Origin of the sequence: Exiguobacterium sp. s89, from assembly GCF_018617735.1 — a bacterium.
Lineage (GTDB): Bacteria > Bacillota > Bacilli > Exiguobacteriales > Exiguobacteriaceae > Exiguobacterium > Exiguobacterium marinum.
In genome coordinates, this window is the sequence record NZ_JACSKS010000001.1 from 727,201 (window position 1) to 748,178 (window position 20,978).

The following is a 20,978-nucleotide window of genomic DNA, read 5'->3' on the forward strand; positions in this document are numbered from 1 at the left end:
CTTGGGTCACACTTCATCCGTTGTTTTTTTCGTTCACGATGATTGTCGTATCACCCGAAAATAGTTCTTCTAACGCTTGACCGACCGGCTTATATGATTTTGGCTCGGCGACTTTCGGTGCTTTTCCATCTTGAATCTGACGCGCCCGTTTTGCAGCGACCGTAACGATCGTGTATTTTGACGGGATAACACGTTGTAAGGCATCAATCGAAGGGTATAACATTAAATGACCTCCATCATAGCTTTTTTATAGAGTGACGCAACACGTTCACGTTTACAATGCTCAGCTGTCACGATCGCTTTAATTCGATCGATGGCTTTGTCGACCTCGTCGTTCGTGACGACGTAGTCATAGGCATCCATCAACTCGATTTCCTCACGCGCGACGAGCAGGCGTTGCTTGATGACTTCTTCTGACTCTGTTCCCCGTCCGATGAGACGATTACGGAGCTCTTGAAGGCTAGGTGGTGCCAAGAATAAAAAGACGGCTTCCGGGAGAAGTTCCTTCACTTGGAACGCCCCTTGCACCTCAATTTCAAGAATGACATCTTGGCCGTTTTCGAGCGTTTCACGCACCCACTCTACAGGCGTCCCGTAATAGTTGCCGACAAATTCGGCATGTTCAAGCAGTTCTTTTTGTTCGATCATCCGTTCGAACTCTTCTCTCGATTTAAAAAAGTAATGTATTCCCTCAACTTCCCCTTCACGTGGCTTTCGAGTCGTAGCCGACACCGAATATTTAAGGTTGTTGTCCTCTTCCTCACGAAGAGCACGACAAACGGTTCCTTTACCGACACCGCTTGGTCCAGACAAAACGATTAATAATCCTCGTTCTTTAAAATTCACTGCAAGCCCTCCATCTTCTAACATCACATTTAATTATAATAGCAGTCAATCAATTGTTCCGGCAAGAAGAAGTTCGGATTTCCTACTCCATCGTACCATATTTTCTGTTTTTCTGATAACGTAGAGACAGAAAATGAACAAAGGTGATGAGATCATTGGCTTATGATGGATTAATGACATATCGTGTCGTAAAAGAATTACAATCGCTCGTCGGAGGACGAGTCAACAAAGTACATCAACCGTATTCACTCGACTTGATGCTACAGATTCGCTCGAATCGACAGAACGCGCAACTACTCATATCAGCAAACGCAATGTATGCCCGTCTCCAATTGACGGATACACCGATTAAAAATCCGCAAGAACCACCGATGTTTTGCATGATGCTTCGTAAGCATATAGAAGGCGGATTCATCACGGCGGTCGAACAAATCGGACGGGACCGCGTCATCGTCATTTCGGTTCGCTCTCGTAATGAGCTCGGCGATGAAGAATCGAAGAAAGTATACATCGAACTGATGGGGCGCCACTCGAACGTCGTCTTGACGACGGAAGAGGGCAAGATTTTAGATGCAATCAAACATCTTCCCCCTTCACAAAATACGTACCGGACAATCATGCCAGGAAGTGACTATCTACTCCCGCCTGAACAAAACAAGTTTGATCCGTTGACAGAAATGACGGAAGGATTGAAGCGCATCGATTGGAATGCCGGTAAGTTGGATAAACAAATTGTCGCCACGTTCGCAGGCGTCAGCCCTCAAATCGCTCAAGAAGTCGTCCATCTCACGAAGATGCCGAACCGTGATTCCTTGCAGCAAGCGTTCGAGAACGTTCTACGTCAACTCGACGGACCATACGTCTTTCAACAACTCGCGAGTGGGAAAGAACGATTCGCTCCGATTGCGTTGACAGCTGGAGACATCGAAACCGAGGAAACGTATGAATCGAGTAAAGAAGTGCTCGACCGTTTCTATTATGAAAAGGCGAACCGGGACCGCGTCAGACAACAAGCGCACGATGTCGAACGTCTCTTAAAATCAGAACTCGAAAAGAATCAATTGAAACGCCGCCGCCTCTTGGATGATTTGAAAGCGACGGAGCGAGCGGATGAGTTACAAAAATACGGTGAGTTGTTGACGACATATCTGTTCCAATTGGAGAAAGGGATGCGTGTTGCCGAAGTCGTTGATTATTATGACGAGAACGGTGCGACCATCTCCATTCCACTCGACCCACTCAAAACACCGAATGAGAATGCGCAACAATACTATAAGAAATACAACAAACTGAAAGTCGCGAAAGTCGAAGTAAAGAAACAGCTTGAACTGAACGATGCGGAGATTGCGTACCTAGAAACACTCATCGCGCAACTCGACGTCGCATCACCATCGGATCTGCTCGAGATTCGGGAAGAACTCGCAGAAGAAGGATACATCCGTCAAAAGCGTCAAAAGAAAAAAGCAAATCCGAAGATTTCACTCGAGGCATACACCTCTTCAACGGGCACAGAATTCTTCGTCGGGAAGAATAATACACAAAACGACCATCTGACGTTCAAATTTGCGCGTCGTGACGAGATTTGGTTACACGTCAAAGACATCCCAGGTTCTCACGTCATCATTCGTTCGACGGAACCGGATGAGACGACATTACTCGAAGCCGCATCAGTCGCAGCCTATTACTCGAAGGCACGTGCGTCGAGTGGCGTCCCTGTCGATTACACACGTGCTCGCTTCGTGAAAAAACCGAGCGGTGCGAAACCAGGGTTCGTCATCTATACGGATCAACAGACCGTCTATGTGACCCCAGATGAACAATTGATGAAGTCATTGAAACAATCGTGAACATGAAGACCCGCCATGGTGATGGCGGGTCCAGACTATAGACAAAGTATAGGTGTTATGCCCAATCCGGACATGGCTCGCTTTCCTAGGGGCAAGCAGGGAGCCGCATCGCGACTGCGTCACTGCTGGGTCTCCCTTTGCTTGCTATTCCCTCAGGAGTCTCGCCTGCCCGTTCTTGGTCACCTTTTGTCCTTCGTCCCATATAATGGTGTGAGAAGAACACACAGGGGGCGGATCTAATGATCAACAAGTCGACACGATCCATCCTTCACGGTCTGACGAACGGAACGGATCTTGAACAGCGGCCCGAGGAGGATGATCTCGGGGTCAATGACGGGCGGGCTCGGCGTCTACCTTCCCTTCCCCCTGATACATCGATTCGAAGTAAGTATCGAGCTTTTTCTTCGGCCGTCGAGGCCTTGGAAGAAAACAAACGGCCGCCAGATGACGACCGTTTGCGTTGCTCGCCCGACGGCGCCCCCGACTCCTACAAGAAAGCGTGGGCGCCGGAAGGACGAGTTCGAACATGTTATTTGTCAACAAGCTGGACCCGTCATCATCATGGCGGGTCTTCTACGTGTAGAGGGTTCACGTTTTCGGATCATGCTTGAACGCTTCGAGCTGTTCATGATAGTCGAGCAAATGCCCATGTAAAATTTCTGAAACGGATAAATCTTCATGTGGAAGTTTGAAGAGCGAATAGGGCTTGTCACATGTATAAAGAATATCGTGATGGTGTGCCAGTAAATATAAAAATTCAGATTCGAACGCTTGTCGTTCTTCCTCACTCATCATTAAAAGCGCTTCTCGATGTTCGGCTAAACTTTCTAGTAACAATACGAGTTTGTCTTCAAGGTGAATCAATAATCGGTACTGTTTAATCGTCATATATTTCAATTTAACGTTCGTCACTTTCATATCCTCTTGAAGCATCATATGCAACTCTTGATGCCCTAGAATACGGGCTCGCGTCTCCAATAGTTCAGCCGGTGAGCCGACGAGTTCGCGCCAATGATGAAACAGGAAGGATGAAGTCTTTCGTACCTCATTTAATAACCGATCTTCATAACGAGGCGGCAAAAACGCATAGTTGACGCCAAGTGAGACGAACACTCCGACCGCCGTCAATAACGAACGCGTCCATGCGTAATGAAAGAAATCAGAAGTCGGACTTTCGAGCATCATGACGATGGCAAATGCCGCATATGTCGACATATGTGTCTTATCAAACGTCGTATTGAGCGTGAGGGCCACGATGACGGCCAATCCGATTGATAGCGGATTGACGCCGAATAAGTAAACGATAAAGAGTCCGCACATGAGACCGACTACCGTTCCAAAGATTCGGCTGAATACAATATTTGAGGAACGTTTGACCGTCGGTTGCATCGCAACAACGGCTGCGATGGCCCCCATTCCAGAATAAATTCCAAATACATACCATGAGATAGCGACGGTAATCGAAACGGCAATACCAGTCTTTAACGTACGAAGCCCGACTTTCGGGATGTATCGTTTTCCATTCATTTCAAATCGACCTTCCCTGTTTCAGAAATCAACTCCACGACTGGTCGATTCGAGGTAGACAATTGATAGACACCCGGCTCGACTTCCTCATAACGGTCGCTGCTTGTAACCTTCCCCGCTGTCGTCACGTTCACTTGCCCGGTCGCATGTTTTGGCGTATAACTGAGCGTTCCCGCTTCCGTTTGAATGGTCATCGCCTGATTGACGACGACGTCACTGACGGTCGCATGGCGATAAGAACGAATGACCCCGCTCACGAGCCTTGCCGACTCGATCGTCGTATCACTTTTTGATTCGATTCGCAGACGGTCGCTATCGATTTGCTTCAAGTTGACGGCATTGACGTTCATGACAATGGTCTTCGCGTTTAATCCTTGCCCGGTCACTTGTTCTGCATCGAGATGAATCGATGTCATCGAGCTAGGCAATGAGACACGGATTTTATATCGCGATGGTTCGTCACTTGCTCGGCTACCAACATAACTGAACCATCCATAACGCTCGACGATATAGATGGTATCTCCGACTGATTTGACTTTGATTCGTCGTTCTTTTGAGTTCGTTTGCATCACTTCAATCTGAACTTTTTCATTTGGACTTCGCACAAATTCGACGTTGCCATGATTCGTTTCGAGTCGCAACTTTTTCATTTGATATCGGTCTTCGTATTGGTCTCCTAACGCTAATAAATGGCTGAATACAAATAAATTCACGAAAAACAGCGTTGGGATGATGGTCAAGACAAGACCGAAGGCGATTTTACGGTGTTTCGGAATCGCACGAAACCGTGCGCTCCATGTCTTCTCTTTGCTTCTTGAATACGCCATATGCCTCTCCTTTTTGAATCACTTCCGTTATTTTACCATGAAGTATGACATATGCCGAATCGAAAAAGAATCCGCCCGAGGGTGGATTCTTAAGAGGTGACCAAATCGCTCCAAGCACGGGGGTCTTGCTGCCACTCACGTAAAGAATTAAGTTCCGAACGGTTGAGGATTCCTTTCGTTTCTGCAACTTCAATTAATTCTGAGAATGTCGTCAATGACTCGGCAGAAAGGTTTGCCGCGGCTAGATTTTTTTCGAGAATCGGCAATTCGTAAGAGAAGATGGCTTGAATCCCAACGACCTTACTACCCGCTTCAAGAATCGCTTTCGCTGCATCGATACTTGACATCCCTGTCGACAACAAGTCCTCGATGACGAGCACGCGTGCGCCTATATCGAGTTTCCCCTCGATTTGATTTCCCTTTCCATGTCCTTTCGCACTCGAACGAACATAGATGAAAGGAAGACCAAGTCGGTCAGCGAGCAATGCCCCGTGAGGAATACCGGCCGTAGCTGTGCCTGCGATGACATCAACCTGTGTAGGGGTAATCGACTTCACCAACTTATCGATGATCACCTGACGAACTTCAGGATAACTGAGTGTTAACCGATTGTCGCAATAAATCGGACTCTTTAGCCCGCTCGACCATGTATATGGCTCGGTCGGCGAAAGTGTGACAGCTTCAATCTGTAATAGTGCTTCAGCAATTTGTTTCATACGTTTGTCCCCATTCCATCATGAATTGTTCGTACATGGTAACCGGATCGGTCGCACGTGTAATCGGTCGCCCGACGACAATCGAGTGGACACCAGCCAGCCTAGCTTCACTCGGTGTCGCGACCCGTACTTGATCATCATCGGTTTCACCGAGTCGGATACCTGGTGTGACGGTCATAAACGTGTCCCCGAGTTCCTGATGAATCATCTTCGCTTCTTGAACAGACGCGACTACCCCGTCGAGTCCAGCCTGTTTGGCGAGGGTCGCTTGGCGGATGACAGCTTGATCGAGTCGTCCTGCGATTCCTAGTTCCGTCTTCATCATTCGTTCATCTGTCGACGTCAACTGTGTGACCCCAATCAAACGAGTCGTATCACTTGCCTGACGTAACCCGTCTAACGCATAACGCATCATCTTTTCGCCACCTAGTGTGTGGACGTTCGTCACAGCCACCCCAAGTTTTCCGATTTGACGCATCGTACGACGTGCCGTCTCCGGGATATCATGTACTTTCACATCAAGAAAGACCGGGTAACCGCGGTCGACCAACTCTTCAACAAATCGTGCGCCTTCCCGATAGAAAAGTTCCATCCCGACTTTGACAGCCGGTCGGTTCGGGAACGGTTGTAACAAGTGAAATGCTTCTTCTCGTGTCTCCACGTCAAGGGCGAGATACAAGTTGTGCATAAGCCTTCCCCCTCACATCCAAAATATGTTCGATTCCGAGTGAATCAAGTCGTGCCGGTAGCGCATCAATGATTTCCTGACAGACGTATGGATTCTCAAAGTTTGCCGTTCCGACCGCGACGGCTGACGCCCCAGCGTAGATGAATTCAAGCACATCGTCGACCGTTCGAACCCCACCCATGGCGATAATCGGAATATTGACCGCTTGCGCGACCTCATATACCATTCGGACGGCTACCGGTTTGATGGCTGGACCGGATAATCCGCCGATTCTGTTCGCTAAAATCGGTCGCCCCGTTTCGATATCGATTCGCATCCCGACGAGCGTGTTAATCATCGTCAATCCGTCCGCACCGGCCGCCTCGACCGCTCGTGCCATGTCGGTAATCGACGTGACGTTCGGGGACAGCTTGACATAGACCGGCTTACTCGAAGCCGCTTTGACGAGTCGCGTGAGTTCTGCAGCCATCACCGGGTCCGTCCCAAACTGCATGCCCCCACATTTCACGTTCGGACACGAGATGTTCAATTCGACCGCTTTAATGGTCGGGTCTGCACTGATTCGACGAGCGACTTCTACATACTCACCCGGCGTCGAACCGGCGACATTGGCGATGATTTCCGTGTCGAACGTCGAGAGGAATGGCAATTTTTCTTCGATGATCGCATCGACGCCTGGATTTTGAAGACCGATCGCATTGAGCATGCCTTGTGCAGTCTCGGCGACACGTGGGGTCGGATTTCCGAACCTCGATTCCTCCGTCGCTGCCTTAATCATGATGCCTCCTAAGATGGAGAGATCATACAGTTTTGCAAACTCTTCACCGAATCCGAAACATCCCGAAGCCGGAATAATCGGGTTTTTTAAATGAAGACCTGGTAACTCGACATTCAATCTCATAACAGCACCTCTTCCGCATTGAATACCGGACCGTCACTACAGACTTTCACATAACCCTCCGGTGCCTGACAGACGCAGGCAAAACAGGCGCCAATCCCGCAGCCCATCCGATTCTCGATCGAGAGATATCGTTCAGGAATGGGTGAAGCGGCGACTGCCTTTAACATGGCTTCCGGCCCACAGCTAAACAACACGTCCGCTTCGACGCGTTCAAGTGGTCTCGTGACGAATCCAAGCTCCCCGTGACTGCCGTCTACTGTCGTGATGATGGTCTCACCAAGTTCACGAAATGCGTCTTCATAAAAGACACTTTCTTGTGAATCAAACCCGAGAATCGCAATCGTCTCGATCCCCATCTCATGTAGTCGACGTCTGACGTAGTATAGGGGTGGGACCCCAATGCCACCACCGACGAGGACGACCCGCTTTCCATGTTGTGCAAGTGGAAATCCGTTTCCGAGTGGACCAAGAACGTCCAACGTGTCCCCAACACGCTTAGCAGCTAATTCAGATGTTCCTTCCCCAATCACTTTATATATGAAGGTGATTTCGTCTCCTTCGACGTTCGCCACTGACAACGGCCGACGTAACAAGCCGGACGTCTTGATATGAAAGAACGTCCCAGGGGCGATCTCCACCCCGGGGCAGCGTACTTTCATCTCCATCGTCGCTCTGGCGATTTGACGGTTGCTGACAATTGTCACGTCACGTTTCATACCATCACCCCGAACTTTGTGAACGCCGGAATGCTGACCGTTTGGAACGATAGACTTTCAATGACTTGTAACAAGGCTTCGGCTGTATCGAGCGATGTGAGGCAGAGCGTGCCTTGTTCTGCAGCCATACGCCGAATCAAGAAGCCATCTTTTGTGACGAGGGCATCACGACTCGTCGTATTGATAATCAAGTCGACGTCTCCTCGCTCGATCACGCTGAGCATCGTCTCACCATCTTCTTGAATTTTGCCGACTCGACGAACACGCATCTGTTCCGCTTCGAGACCGTCTGCCGTCCCACTCGTTGCCATGAGGCGGAAACCGAGACGGTCGAAACGTTTCGCCAAGGCGATGGCCTCATCCTTATCATGATCGGCAATCGTCATGAGCACGTTCCCTTTCAAGGCGATGTTCATCCCCGCTGCGACGAGCCCTTTGTAGAGCGCTTTTTCGAGCGTCCGGTCTGTCGCCATGACTTCCCCTGTCGACTTCATCTCTGGTCCGAGCGATGGGTCTACCTCTTTCAATTTCGCAAACGAGAAGACTGGTACTTTGACCGAGATACCGTCTGACTCTGGATGAATGCCCGTCCCGAGACCGAGTTCTTTCAAGCTCGTCCCAAGAATCGTCTGAGTCGCGATCCGTGCGACCGGTAAACCTGTCACTTTCGAGATGAACGGCACGGTACGACTCGCACGTGGGTTCACCTCGATGACGTATAGGTCGTCCGCATAGACGAACTGGATATTGAGAAGCCCTTTGATTCGGAATGCTTTCGCCAATTTGATCGTATAGTCGACGACTTTTTGCTTCAATTCGTCACTGAGACGTTGTGGCGGATAGACGGCAATCGAATCGCCCGAGTGTACGCCGGCACGTTCGATATGCTCCATGATCCCTGGGATGTAGACGTCCGTCCCGTCACAGATCGCATCGACTTCAATCTCAATTCCTGTCAAATAGCGATCGATGAGTACCGGTCGATCTTTCGAGGCGATGACCGCATGTCGCATGTACCGCTCAAGCTCAGACTGTTCATAAACGATTTCCATCGCCCGTCCACCGAGGACATACGATGGTCGGACGAGTACCGGATAGCCGAGTTCATTCGCACAAACGACGGCGTCTTCCACATTTGTCGCTGTCTTCCCTGGTGGTTGAGCCAATCGCTCAGCGGACAATGTGGCTTCAAACGCCTTCCGGTCTTCGGCACGGTCGATATCTTCCAGAGCCGTCCCAAGAATCTTTACGCCGTTCGCTTCTAGCGATGCCGCCAAATTGATGGCAGTCTGCCCACCGAATTGGACGATGACACCAAGAGGATTCTCGTTCTCGATGACCTCGAATACATCTTCTGTCGTCAACGGCTCGAAATACAATCGATCGGAGATGGAAAAGTCCGTCGAGACCGTTTCTGGGTTGTTGTTGATGATGATTGCTTCGTAACCCGCATCTCGAATCGTTTGGATCGAGTGAACGGTCGCATAGTCGAATTCGACACCTTGACCGATTCGAATCGGTCCCGACCCGAGGACGAGGATGGACTCCCGGTCTGTCTTGACCGCTTCATTCTCCACTTCATACGTTCCATAGAAGTATGGCGTCTCAGAAGCGAACTCGGCCGCGCACGTATCGACCATCTTATAGACGGGACGTATGTTCCATTCTTTCCGTTTCGTGCGAACCGCTTCTGTATCCATCGAGAGCATGCGGGCGATTGCCACATCACTGAATCCGAGGCGTTTCACATCGAATAAACGTTCTGACGTTAACGGCTCCGCGACGAGTTGTTGCTCAACTTGCCAAATCCGACTCAGTTTGTGTAAGTAGAATCGATCGATTTTTGTCAGTTGGTGTAGCGCTTCTACCGTGTATCCGCGACGAAGGGCCTCATATACGATGAACAAACGCTCGTCTGTCGGATGGATGAGTCCATTCTCGAGCTGTTCTGTGTCTAATGCTTGAAGTTGTGGAACATAGAGTTCTTCCGTGCCCAGTTCGAGCGAACGTACCGCTTTTAACAGTGCCTCTTCTAAATTTCGACCGATGGCCATGACCTCACCCGTCGCCTTCATTTGTGTGCCTAAGCGGCGATCCGCGGACTCAAACTTATCGAAAGCGAAACGTGGGATTTTGGCGACGACGTAATCGAGCGCCGGTTCGAACGAGGCGTAGCTCGTCTCTGTGACCGGGTTTTTCAATTCTGATAACTTGTAGCCGACAGCGACCTTTGCAGCGAGTTTGGCAATCGGATAGCCTGTCGCTTTTGAAGCGAGCGCCGAACTTCGGGAAACACGTGGATTCACCTCGATGACGTAGTACGTGAAGCTGTCTGGGTCGAGGGCGAATTGGATGTTGCATCCTCCCTCAATCCCAAGTGCCCGAATGATGTCGAGCGAGACGCTACGTAGCATCTGGTAATCCCGATCTGACAGCGTCTGAGTCGGGGCGAACACAATCGAGTCACCGGTGTGGATTCCGACCGGGTCAAAGTTTTCCATCGCACAGACGATGATGGCTTGGTCACTCGAGTCACGCATCACCTCGAACTCGACTTCTTTCATCCCGGCAATCGATTTCTCTAACAAGACTTGCGTCACAGGACTCGCTTTTAGTCCAGATTCGACGATTTGCTCGAACGATTCCCGGTCATGGGCAATCCCTCCACCGGTTCCCCCGAGCGTGTACGCAGGTCGGATGATGATCGGATACCCAATCCGTTCCGCAAATCCCCAAGCAGACTCGAGCGTATGGACGATCTCACTTTCAGGTACACCGTGACCGAGTTCAAACATCAAGTTACGGAACTGTTCCCGGTCCTCCGCCTGAACAATCGCAGACAGTTTCGTCCCGAGAAGTTCCACGCCACAATCACGTAAGACACCCCGTTTGTCGAGTTCAAATGCCAAGTTCAACCCTGTTTGTCCTCCTAGCGTCGCCAGAAGTGCATCGGGACGTTCTTGCCGGATAATCCGCTCGACGAATTCTGGTTCGAGCGGTTCGATGTAGACACGGTCCGCTGTCGTCGGATCCGTCATGATTGTTGCAGGATTCGAGTTGACGAGAATGACTTCATAGCCTTCTTCTTTCAAGGCAAGACATGCCTGTGTACCAGCATAATCAAACTCCGCTGCTTGTCCGATTACAATCGGTCCTGATCCGATTACGAGGATTTTCTGAATATCTGGTCGTTTTGGCATGTCAAATTCCCACTTTCTGTTTGTTTTCTTGTACGAGTTGCATGAAACGGTCAAACAAGTCGTTGGCGTCGTACGGTCCCGGTGCTGCCTCGGGATGGTACTGTACCGAGAACGTCGGATGGTGGAGGTGTCTCACCCCTTCAATCGTTCCATCGTTGACCGCACGATGTGTCACGATGAGCGGTGTATCGAGTAGTGACGTTTCCTCTACCGCATATCCATGATTTTGTGACGTGATGGTCACGGCACCTGTCTCGAGCTCAAGTACCGGATGGTTCGCGCCACGGTGTCCGAACGGAAGCTTGAACGTGTCCGCCCCGTTTGCGAGAGCGATCAGCTGGTGACCGAGACAAATCCCGAACATCGGAGTCGTCGGCATGAGTTGTTCGATGAGTGGTAGTGCCGTCGGAACATCTTTTGGATCTCCAGGTCCGTTCGACAACATGATACCGTCCGGCTCATACCGCAATACGTCTTCTGCCGTCACGTCGTGCGGGAAGACGATGACCTCACACTCTCGCTTCATCAGTTCACGCATGATACCGAGTTTCGCCCCGAAGTCGATCAAGGCGATGCGAGGACCAGTTCCCGTACTCACATACGTCCGTTTCGTCGATACGCGTGCCACCTGATCTGTTGGAGAAACTTCATCAAATCGAGCCCGTACCTCGTCCCAAGTCAACTCTCCATCGATGAGGACGCCGCGCATTACCCCTTTTGCACGTAAATGACGTGTCAACATCCGTGTATCGATATCCGTTAGTCCTGGAATGCCGAAGCGGGTAAGTGTCGCGTCGAGTGTCGCCGTTGAACGAAAGTTCGATGGCGTATCGCACGCCTCTTTCACGATTAATGCTTTTGCCATCGGTACCGTCGTTTCAAAATCCTCACGATTGACGCCATAGTTCCCGATCAGTGGGTTCGTAAGAACAATCATTTGGTCGCAGTACGATGGGTCCGATAAGATTTCTTGGTAACCTGTCATCCCTGTCTGGAAGACGACTTCCCCCATCGTATCCGCCGGTGCCCCGAATCCTTTACCGACAAATGCCATGCCATCCTCAAGCCATAATGTTCGTTTCATCAAATCGCCCCTTATATACAATTTCGCCGCCGACCATCGTCATGACTGGCCACCCGACAAGCTCTCTCCCCGCGAACGGTGTATTCTTTCCTTTTGAATAAAATGTCGTGGGATCGACCACACGCGTCGTTTCCGTGTCGATGAAAACCATGTCCGCGTCCGCCCCCACCTGAAGTTCCCCTCTCGATAAGCCGAATACGTCACTCGGACGTTTCGTCATCCAGTCGAGCAACTGATGCTCTTCCATGACCCCGGTTTTTACAAACGTCGTGTAAAGAAGTGGAAGTGCTGTTTCGAAACCGGTAATGCCAAACGGAGCCCGCTCCATCCCTTGTGTTTTTTCTTCAGCTGTATGGGGAGCATGGTCCGTTGCGATCATGTCAATCGTCCCGTCGAATAATCCTTCGATGAGGGCTTGTCGATCATCCTCGCTCCGGAGCGGTGGATTCATCTTGAAGTTTGCATCGAGACCCGGGATGTCCTCTTCGCTCAAGACGAGATGATGGGGCGTCACTTCTGCGGTCACTTTGATGCCTGCCCGTTTCGCATCCCGGATGACACGAACCGATTGCCGCGATGAGACGTGACAGACGTGATAGTGACACCCTGTCTCTTCAGCAATCAAAACGTCGCGAGCGATATGAATGCTTTCGGCGAGGCTCGGAATCCCTTGAATTCCATGCACCTCACTGAATTTCCCTTCGTGGACCGCGCCCGCTTTAAGCGTATTGTCCTCACAGTGAGCGACAATTGCTTTGTTCAATCGTTTCGCTTCACGCATCGCTTCACGCATCATCGCTGCTGATTGGACGCCGACCCCGTCATCTGTGAAAGCAAACGCATCTGCGAGCGATTCCATGTCGACTTGTTCTTCACCGAGCTGTCGTTTCGTGATGGCGGCGTATGGAAGGACACGGACGACCGCATCCTGTTCAATCTTTTGAAGGAGAACATCCATCGTCTCGCGATTGTCTGGAACCGGTCGCGTATTCGGCATAGAGCAGATGGTCGTGAAACCACCTGCCGCAGCAGCCAGCGTCCCTGTCTTGATCGTCTCTTTCGCTTCGCCTCCTGGTTCTCTTAAATGAACATGCACATCGACAAGTCCTGGAGCGAGCAAATAGCCCGATGCATCGACGATTTCTTGTCCCGTCGTCTCCCCTTTATAGTCAAGTGATTCAATCTTTCCGTCTTTCACTTGAATGGCTGTCGTACGCTTCGTTCCCTTGTCATACCATGTCGCGTGTTGAAGTATCATTGTTGACCTCCTAATGCTCGATTTAAGATGCTCATACGGGCGTATACCCCATTCTTCATTTGCGGGAAGATTCGTGACCGTTCATGCTCAATCAAACATCCGGCAATCTCGACATCCCGATTGACCGGAGCCGGGTGCATGATGATGGCACCTTCTTTCATTCGTTCGATTCGTTCGACCGTCAAGCCGTAACGCGTGTGGTACTCTTCTTTTGAAAAGATGTCACCCATAATGTGGCGCTCGTGCTGGACACGGAGCAGCATGATGACATCACTTTCACCTAAGACATCATCAAGCTCTTTTCGCTCCAACCCCATCGAATCGTCCCACCAAGAAGCCGGACTACATCCGACCACATTTGCCCCGAGGCGATTCAGAACACTTGCATTCGAGCGAGCGACACGACTGTGAACGAGGTCTCCACAGATGGCGACGTTCAATCCTTGAAACGTTCTGAACTCTTCAAAGATGGTGACGAGATCGAGTAACGATTGGGATGGGTGTTCGCCACTGCCATCACCCCCATTCAGTACCGGGATGTTCAATTTCTCAACGAGTTCATGATAGTACCCCGCTTCCGGGTGTCTGATGACGAGCGTGTCTACTCCGATTGCTTCAAGCGTCTTGCATGTGTCATACAATGTTTCACCTTTTGTGACAGATGATGTCGTCACATCGAACGGAATCTCTTGCATGTTCAAATGTCGCTCGGCCATTTGAAACGAGTTTTTCGTCCGGGTCGAGTTTTCAAAGAACAAGTTTGCGACCGTCTTTCCGTCAAATAGTGGCGGAAGATCACCTTGCTTGTAGCGCAACGACTCTTCAATCATGCCCATGATTTCATCGAGAGAAAGTGTGTCTAAGCTAACGAAGTGTTTGACTGGTTTGACATTGGTTTGCATCGTATTCATGTTCGTCTCCTCCTTTTGTAGAGGCAAAGAGAAAAGGCGTCTCTTCACCGAGTGAAGGGACGCCTTTACTTGAGCAGAGTACGCCCAAATAAACGAGCCTTCACTTTGCCGACCTCACGGGATCGATTTAAAAGTTACTTGCTTGTTTCGTTTCTTCAGTTGTGTTGACTTCGTCAATCGAATCGTCTTCTTCTTTCGGTAAGATGACGTTTAAGAGAATCCCGACGACTGTCGCGAGCGCCATTCCTTGTACAGGGAAGCTGCCAAGTTGTACCATTGCCCCGCCTAGACCGATGACGAGGATGACCGATGAGATAATCAAGTTGCGTTTCTCCGCCAAGTCGACTTTACTTTCCACCATCGTGCGCAGCCCGTTTGAGGCGATAACCCCGAACAAGAGGATCGAGATGCCCCCTTTTACCGGATTCGGGATGGTCGAGATGAACGCTTCAACGTGACCGAGGAATCCGAAGCTGATGGCCATGAGCGCCGCTCCTGCGATGACATACACACTGTACACCCGTGTGATCGCCATGACACCGTTGTTTTCCCCATACGTCGTACACGGTGGACCACCGAGCGCAGAAGCGACTGCCTTCCCTACCCCATCACCTAGTAATGTCCGGTGGAGACCCGGATCTTTCATCGTCTCCCGTCCAATGATTTTCGAGGTGACCATTTGATCTCCGATATGCTCCGTCATCGTGACGAGTGCGACGGGTACGATGGCGAGGAGCGCACCGACTTGCCACATCGGCATATAGTCGACGAACACCATTGTGAAGTCAGGAAGTTGGAACAAGCTAGCTTGTTGGATTGGTGAGTAGTCGATGATTCCGAACGCAGCGGCGATGGCATACCCTCCAACGATTCCGAATAGAATCGGAACCGCTCCCCAAACACCTTTCAATTTCGTCATGGCGAGCATCGTGATCCCAAGTGTAAGTAGTGCAATCATCATGAATGTGCCATTGTATGCACCATCTTGATTCATCGACATGTCGATGGCGACTGGTGCGAGCGAGAGCCCGATGACCATGATGACCGGTCCGACAACAACTGGTGGAAGCAATCGAAGCAACCAATTGACACCTGTTTTATAGATGATCAACGAAACAACACCGTATACGGAACCGGCAACGATGCCGCCGAACAGTGCGGCTTCGACACCCCATTGCTGACTGACCGCAATGATTGGCGCGATGTAGGCAAAACTTGAACCTAAGTATGTTGGGACTTTGAAGCGAGTGATCGCTAGGAATGAGAGCGTGGCCACTCCGGAAGCGACGAGGGCGACCGATGTATTTAATCCTGTCAAAATCGGGACTAAAATCGTCGCTCCGAACATGGCGAAGACGTGCTGAAGGCTGAAAAGTAGCCATTGTGGAAAGTGAGCGGGACGCTCATGGATGTGTAGTACGGGTTGTTTCATATTGAATTTCTCCTTCCTGGCCTCTCTGGACCACCTTAAAGGTATGATTTATTGCTGGTTGATTGTGACTTCATCTGCCGTGTCGACTTCACTGAGTCGGACGACGACTTGCTCGGATTTGGATGTAGGAACGTTCTTCCCAATAAAATCAGGTCGAATCGGAAGTTCCCGATGTCCCCGGTCAATCAAGACCGCGAGCTGGATATAATCCGGGCGACCGTGGTCGACGAGCGCGTCCATTGCGGCACGAACCGTACGACCGGTATAAAGCACATCGTCGACGAGGACGACAGTCTTTCCATTGATGTCATGTGGCAGTTCTGTTGCTTTCACTTCCGGATCTAACGACTTTTTCGATAAGTCATCGCGATAAAGAGTGATGTCGAGATTCCCTAGTGCGACCGGTTTACCTTCAATCTCCTCGATGCGACGGGCAAGCCGATCGGCGAGTGTCTCCCCTCTCGTCTTAATCCCAACGAGAACGATATCATCGATTCCTTTGTTACGCTCGATAATTTCATGGGCGATTCGCGTCAAGGCGCGACGGATGGCTGACTCATCTAAAATAACTGATTGTTTCACGTGATTCCTCCTTTCATGCTTCATTCAAAAAAGAAGACTCCCTCGTCCGGCTGGAAAGGGAGTCTTCATCAAAAACGGCAGTCTGATGCCGGGGTTGAATTGACGTAAATGTGACCTCGGTCACAATCCTTTCGCAGCCTCTCTGGACTGGGTTTAAAGGTGTTATGCTTCCTAGACTATAAATCGGAACGGGATAGAAGTCAACGAGTTTTCTCGATTTTATCTAACTTTGCGAGTTCCGCTTTAAAGTCTTCAGGGAGTGGCGCCTCAAATTCCATCCATTGTTTTGTTCGAGGATGGTAAAAACCGAGTGTCGCCGCATGCAATGCTTGACCCCCTAAATCGATTGTACGACGCGGTCCATACTTCGGGTCTCCCGCGAGCGAATGACCGATATAGCGCATATGCACACGAATTTGGTGCGTACGACCTGTCTCAAGCTTACATTCGACGAGGGTAAAGTCTTTATAGCGTTCGAGCAAACGGAAATGTGTAACGGCTTCTTTTGCGTTCCGGTCCGTCACCGTCATACGCTGACGATCATTCGTATCGCGTCCAATCGGCGCTTCAATTGTCCCAAGTTCATGGACAAGTTCACCATGGACGAGCGCGATATATTCACGTTTGATCGTCTTGTCTTTCAATTGACTCGCAAGTGATTCATGAGCCAAATCATTTTTGGCGACCATGAGGAGTCCCGTCGTATCCTTATCAATTCGGTGTACGATTCCCGGACGCTTCACACCATTGATACCTGATAGGTCATCACAATGTCCGAGAAGGGCGTTGACGAGCGTTCCGGACGTGTGACCGGCTGCAGGGTGAACGACCATCCCTCGTGGCTTATTGACGACGATGACGTCTTCGTCTTCATATACGATATCGAGTGAAATTTGTTCAGGCAACACTTCTAGTTCTACCGCTTCCGGTATGTTCACTTCAATCTCATCGCCCAATTGGAGCTTATAGTTCGGTTTGACGGCAGTACCATTAACGAGTAATACCCCTGTCTTTATCCATTCTTGTACTTGCGAGCGTGACCACTCTCCACGGTCACTTACCCACTTATCAATCCTTGCCTTTTCATCGGCGACAAAAGTATAGGATTCCATTACGATTGTCCCCTTTCTTTGTGTAATTTTTCTTCAAATAAAATACCAATAACCATCAAAATGACACCGAACGTGAGCGCCATATCAGCCACGTTAAAAATCGGGAAGTTGTAGCCGAACGGATACGTGTCGACAAAATCGACGACTTCGCCACGAAACAAGCGATCGATAAAGTTACCGATGGCACCGGCCAACAATAATCCGACGCTATATCCAAGAAGTTGATACCCGTTCACCTCTTTGTGTAAGAAGTATACCAAACCGGCGACGACGAGAATCGTGATGATGAAGAAAAACACCATCTGTCCTTCTAACATCCCCCAAGCCGCTCCCTTATTGCGATAAGAAGTCCAATACAACAAATTCGGGATGACCTCAATTGATTGACCAATCGTCATCGTCTGTACAACGACCCATTTCGTTAGTTGGTCGAGCAAAATCAAGATGAAGGCCAATCCATAATATCGTTTCATATACGTCTCCTTTCAAGCCGTTAAGAAACCGGAGTGGGGACGCCACTCCGGTTCGTCTTAACCGATTACTGATGCACAGCGTGGGCAAAGCTCAGGATACTCTTCGTTTTGTCCAACCTCTGTCGAGTACGTCCAACAACGTGCACAAGCGGCACCATCTGCTTTCATGACTGTGATTTTTGTCGTCGCATAATCAACGTCTGCCGTCTCAGCCCACTCCACTTGTGATACTTGAAGCAGTTGGCTTACGTTGTCGATTGTATTCAACAAGCCGGCAGTCTCGGCTTTCGGTGCAAGAATCAATTTGGCTTCGAGCGGTTTCCCGATCAGCTTCTCGCCACGTGCGATTTCGATCGCTTTGAGGACATCGTCACGGAAGACGAGGAATTTCGACCATTTCTCTAACAACGTTTTCTCGTCAGTAGTCAACGCATCGACTTCTTCAAGATCAGTCAAGAAGATGCTTGCTTCTGACTTCCCAGGAACCTCTTTCCACGCCTCGTCGGCAGTATGTGGAAGGATTGGCGCCAACAGTTTTGTCAAGAGGACGACCGCATCGTACATGACCGTCTGAACGGCACGACGACGGAGATCGTCTTCACGCTCGATATACAAAATATCTTTTGTGAAGTCAAGGTAGAACGATGACAACTCGTTGACGCAGAAGTTATGAACGAGATGGTACACGGCCATGAAGTCAAATTCATCGTAGGCTTTAACAACTTTCGCCTGCAATTGCTTGAGCTTCGTTGCCATGAAACGGTCCGCTTCCGGCATATCTTCAAACGCGACACGCATCGATGGTTCAAAGCCGTTCAAGTTTCCAAGAAGGAAACGGATTGTGTTACGCATCTTCCGGTAAACTTCTGATACTTGTTTAAAGTTGTCATGTGACGCACGTACATCAGACTGATAGTCGACAGATGCGACCCAAAGACGTACGATTTCAGCACCGTACTGCTTCACGAGATCGTTCGGTGCAATGGTGTTACCAAGAGATTTCGACATTTTGCGTCCGTCCCCATCAAGAACGAAACCATGGCTCAAGACGTTACGGTACGGTGCTTTGCCTGTCGTCGCAACAGCTGTTGAGAGTGATGAGTTGAACCATCCGCGGTATTGGTCAGATCCTTCAAGGTAAAGATCTGCCGGACGACGAAGATTTTCACGTTCTTCTAACACACCGGCATGGGATGACCCTGAATCAAACCAGACGTCCATGATGTCGAGTTCTTTACGGAATTCTCCGTTCGGGCTGTTCGGATGTGTGAATCCTTCCGGAAGAAGATCTTTTGCTTCTCGCTCATACCAAACGTTTGAACCGTGTTCACGGAACAAGTTTGCGATGTGATCGATCGTCTCGTTCGTGATGATTTCCGTTCCATCTTCCGCATAGAAGATCGGGATCGGAACACCCCACGCACGCTGACGGCTGATGACCCAGTCTCCACGGTCACGAACCATGTTGTAAAGACGAGTCATTCCCCATTCCGGGACCCAGTTCACTTCTTCGACTTCACGGAGCATATCCTCTCGGAAATCTTTAATTGAAGCGAACCATTGCGGTGTCGCACGGAAGATGACCGGTTTCTTTGTACGCCAGTCATGTGGATACGAGTGTTTGATGAACTTTAAATTGAGCAAATATCCATTCTCCTCAAGTTTCATCCCGATTTGCTTATTTGCATCCTCGTAGAATAGCCCTTCGTATCCAGGTGCTTCATCCGTCATATATCCACGGTCATCTACCGGACAAAGGACATCTAATCCGTACGCTTGTCCGACGCGGTAGTCGTCTTCCCCGTGCCCAGGAGCTGTGTGAACGAGTCCTGTCGCATCCGCTGTGACGTGATCGCCAAGGACGACGAGTGACGTGCGTTCATACAACGGGTGTTGTGCCGTCATGTACTCGAAGTCACGTCCATTCCAAGAACCGCTCACTGTGTAATCTGACCATCCGAGCGCTGTCGTCACTTCTTCGACAAGCGTCTCAGCGACAATATAACCTTTTCCTTCATGTTCGATGCGCGTATACGTCAACTCATCACTCACCGCGATACCAAGGTTCGCCGGGATTGTCCAAGGTGTCGTCGTCCAGATGACAAAGTGATCGTTTGACGTCAACGTATCTTTCCCATCTACGACACGGAATGCCACGTAGATTGCTGGTGACTTTTTATCATAGTATTCAATTTCTGCCTCAGCTAGTGCCGATTCAGAAGATGGTGACCAATAGACAGGTTTTTTCCCTTTATAGATATAACCTTTTTCAGCCATCGTTCCGAACAAGCGAATCTGTGCAGCCTCATACTCAGGAAGGAGGGTGATGTATGGATTTTCAAAGTCTGCGAGAAGACCGAGACGTTTGAATTGTTCACGTTGCGAATTCACTTGCTCCATTGCATACTCCGCACACTTCTCTCGGAATTCAGCGACCGTCATCTCTTTACGGTTGACGCCTGCTTTTTGAAGGGCATTCTCGATTGGAAGTCCGTGTGTATCCCAACCTGGAATCATTGGAGACTGATATCCGTTCATCCCTTTGAAACGAACGATGATATCTTTTAATACTTTATTCATCGCGTGTCCCATGTGGATGTCGCCATTCGCGTATGGAGGTCCATCATGCAAGATGTATTGTGGTTTCCCAGCATTTTTTTCTTGCACCTTGTTATAAAGGTCCATGTCTTCCCATTCCGTTTGCATCGCTGGTTCGCGTTTTGGTAAATTCCCACGCATCGCGAATTCAGTGTTTGGCATTAATAGCGTATCTTTGTAGTTCATCGAAACTCCTCCATCAACATTTTTTAGAAAACAAAAAAAACCAACCCATCCCTGATAGGGACGAGTTGGTTGAC

The 20,978-nt window shown here is 49.8% G+C and carries 18 protein-coding genes and 1 other annotated feature (1 of these 19 running past the window's edge); of the genes, 1 reads left to right on the forward strand and 17 read right to left on the reverse strand.

What is annotated here, in order from left to right; all coding sequences use genetic code 11:
* Window positions 1–13: 13 nt before the first annotated feature.
* The gene (gene rpoZ / locus KNO96_RS03740) at window positions 14–223 is read right to left on the reverse strand and encodes a DNA-directed RNA polymerase subunit omega (RefSeq protein ID WP_026826295.1); all 210 of its coding nucleotides are present in this window, start codon (window positions 221–223) and stop codon (window positions 14–16) included.
* Window positions 223–870: a guanylate kinase gene (gmk, locus tag KNO96_RS03745; protein WP_214702267.1), complete on the reverse strand. Its 648-nt coding sequence runs from the start codon at window positions 868–870 to the stop codon at window positions 223–225. The genes rpoZ and gmk overlap by 1 nt, the downstream gene beginning before the upstream one ends.
* Window positions 871–1,001: 131 nt before the next feature.
* On the opposite strand from gmk, the gene KNO96_RS03750 reads away from it, so the two are divergent.
* Window positions 1,002–2,693 carry an Rqc2 family fibronectin-binding protein gene (locus KNO96_RS03750; protein WP_214702268.1) on the forward strand — a complete coding sequence of 564 codons (1,692 nt, stop codon included), beginning with the start codon at window positions 1,002–1,004 and terminating at the stop codon, window positions 2,691–2,693.
* Between the two features lie 588 nt (window positions 2,694–3,281).
* On the opposite strand, the gene KNO96_RS03755 is transcribed toward KNO96_RS03750, so the two are convergent.
* The 15 genes from KNO96_RS03755 to ileS form a co-directional block, all read right to left on the reverse strand.
* On the reverse strand, window positions 3,282–4,220 hold the full coding sequence (locus KNO96_RS03755) for an FUSC family protein (RefSeq protein ID WP_214702269.1): 939 nt from the start codon (window positions 4,218–4,220) through the stop codon (window positions 3,282–3,284).
* Complete coding sequence (locus KNO96_RS03760) at window positions 4,217–5,047, reverse strand: hypothetical protein (RefSeq protein ID WP_214702270.1); 831 nt, start codon at window positions 5,045–5,047, stop codon at window positions 4,217–4,219. Before KNO96_RS03760 ends, KNO96_RS03755 begins: the two co-directional genes overlap by 4 nt.
* A gap of 89 nt (window positions 5,048–5,136) precedes the next feature.
* Window positions 5,137–5,763 (reverse strand): orotate phosphoribosyltransferase, encoded by a 627-nt coding sequence (pyrE, locus tag KNO96_RS03765; RefSeq protein ID WP_026826300.1) that lies wholly within the window; start codon window positions 5,761–5,763, stop codon window positions 5,137–5,139.
* Entirely contained in the window at window positions 5,747–6,451 is a 705-nt protein-coding gene (pyrF, locus tag KNO96_RS03770) for an orotidine-5'-phosphate decarboxylase (RefSeq protein ID WP_214702272.1), read from the reverse strand. The genes pyrE and pyrF overlap by 17 nt, the downstream gene beginning before the upstream one ends.
* A complete protein-coding gene (locus tag KNO96_RS03775; protein ID WP_214702274.1) occupies window positions 6,426–7,352 on the reverse strand; it encodes a dihydroorotate dehydrogenase in 927 nt (308 codons plus the stop codon). The genes pyrF and KNO96_RS03775 overlap by 26 nt, the downstream gene beginning before the upstream one ends.
* A complete protein-coding gene (locus KNO96_RS03780; RefSeq protein ID WP_214702275.1) occupies window positions 7,349–8,068 on the reverse strand; it encodes a dihydroorotate dehydrogenase electron transfer subunit in 720 nt (239 codons plus the stop codon). Before KNO96_RS03780 ends, KNO96_RS03775 begins: the two co-directional genes overlap by 4 nt.
* A complete protein-coding gene (gene carB / locus KNO96_RS03785; protein WP_214702276.1) occupies window positions 8,065–11,268 on the reverse strand; it encodes a carbamoyl-phosphate synthase large subunit in 3,204 nt (1,067 codons plus the stop codon). Before carB ends, KNO96_RS03780 begins: the two co-directional genes overlap by 4 nt.
* A 1-nt stretch (window position 11,269) precedes the next feature.
* Window positions 11,270–12,352, reverse strand: a complete 1,083-nt coding sequence (locus KNO96_RS03790) for a carbamoyl phosphate synthase small subunit (protein WP_214702277.1) — start codon at window positions 12,350–12,352, stop codon at window positions 11,270–11,272.
* On the reverse strand, window positions 12,330–13,610 hold the full coding sequence (locus KNO96_RS03795) for a dihydroorotase (protein WP_214702278.1): 1,281 nt from the start codon (window positions 13,608–13,610) through the stop codon (window positions 12,330–12,332). The genes KNO96_RS03790 and KNO96_RS03795 overlap by 23 nt, the downstream gene beginning before the upstream one ends.
* Window positions 13,607–14,521 carry an aspartate carbamoyltransferase catalytic subunit gene (locus tag KNO96_RS03800; RefSeq protein ID WP_214702279.1) on the reverse strand — a complete coding sequence of 305 codons (915 nt, stop codon included), beginning with the start codon at window positions 14,519–14,521 and terminating at the stop codon, window positions 13,607–13,609. Before KNO96_RS03800 ends, KNO96_RS03795 begins: the two co-directional genes overlap by 4 nt.
* A gap of 127 nt (window positions 14,522–14,648) precedes the next feature.
* Window positions 14,649–15,953, reverse strand: coding sequence for a uracil-xanthine permease family protein (locus tag KNO96_RS03805; protein WP_026826308.1), 1,305 nt, complete (start codon window positions 15,951–15,953; stop codon window positions 14,649–14,651).
* 48 nt (window positions 15,954–16,001) lie between these two features.
* On the reverse strand, window positions 16,002–16,535 hold the full coding sequence (gene pyrR, locus KNO96_RS03810; protein ID WP_026826309.1) for a bifunctional pyr operon transcriptional regulator/uracil phosphoribosyltransferase PyrR: 534 nt from the start codon (window positions 16,533–16,535) through the stop codon (window positions 16,002–16,004).
* Between the two features lie 200 nt (window positions 16,536–16,735).
* Complete coding sequence (locus KNO96_RS03815) at window positions 16,736–17,647, reverse strand: RluA family pseudouridine synthase (RefSeq protein WP_214698154.1); 912 nt, start codon at window positions 17,645–17,647, stop codon at window positions 16,736–16,738.
* On the reverse strand, window positions 17,647–18,120 hold the full coding sequence (lspA, locus tag KNO96_RS03820) for a signal peptidase II (RefSeq protein ID WP_026826311.1): 474 nt from the start codon (window positions 18,118–18,120) through the stop codon (window positions 17,647–17,649). The genes KNO96_RS03815 and lspA overlap by 1 nt, the downstream gene beginning before the upstream one ends.
* A gap of 57 nt (window positions 18,121–18,177) precedes the next feature.
* Window positions 18,178–20,904 carry an isoleucine--tRNA ligase gene (gene ileS, locus KNO96_RS03825; protein WP_214702280.1) on the reverse strand — a complete coding sequence of 909 codons (2,727 nt, stop codon included), beginning with the start codon at window positions 20,902–20,904 and terminating at the stop codon, window positions 18,178–18,180.
* Between the two features lie 53 nt (window positions 20,905–20,957).
* Window positions 20,958–20,978: a binding site (T-box leader), on the reverse strand (it continues 200 nt past the right edge of the window).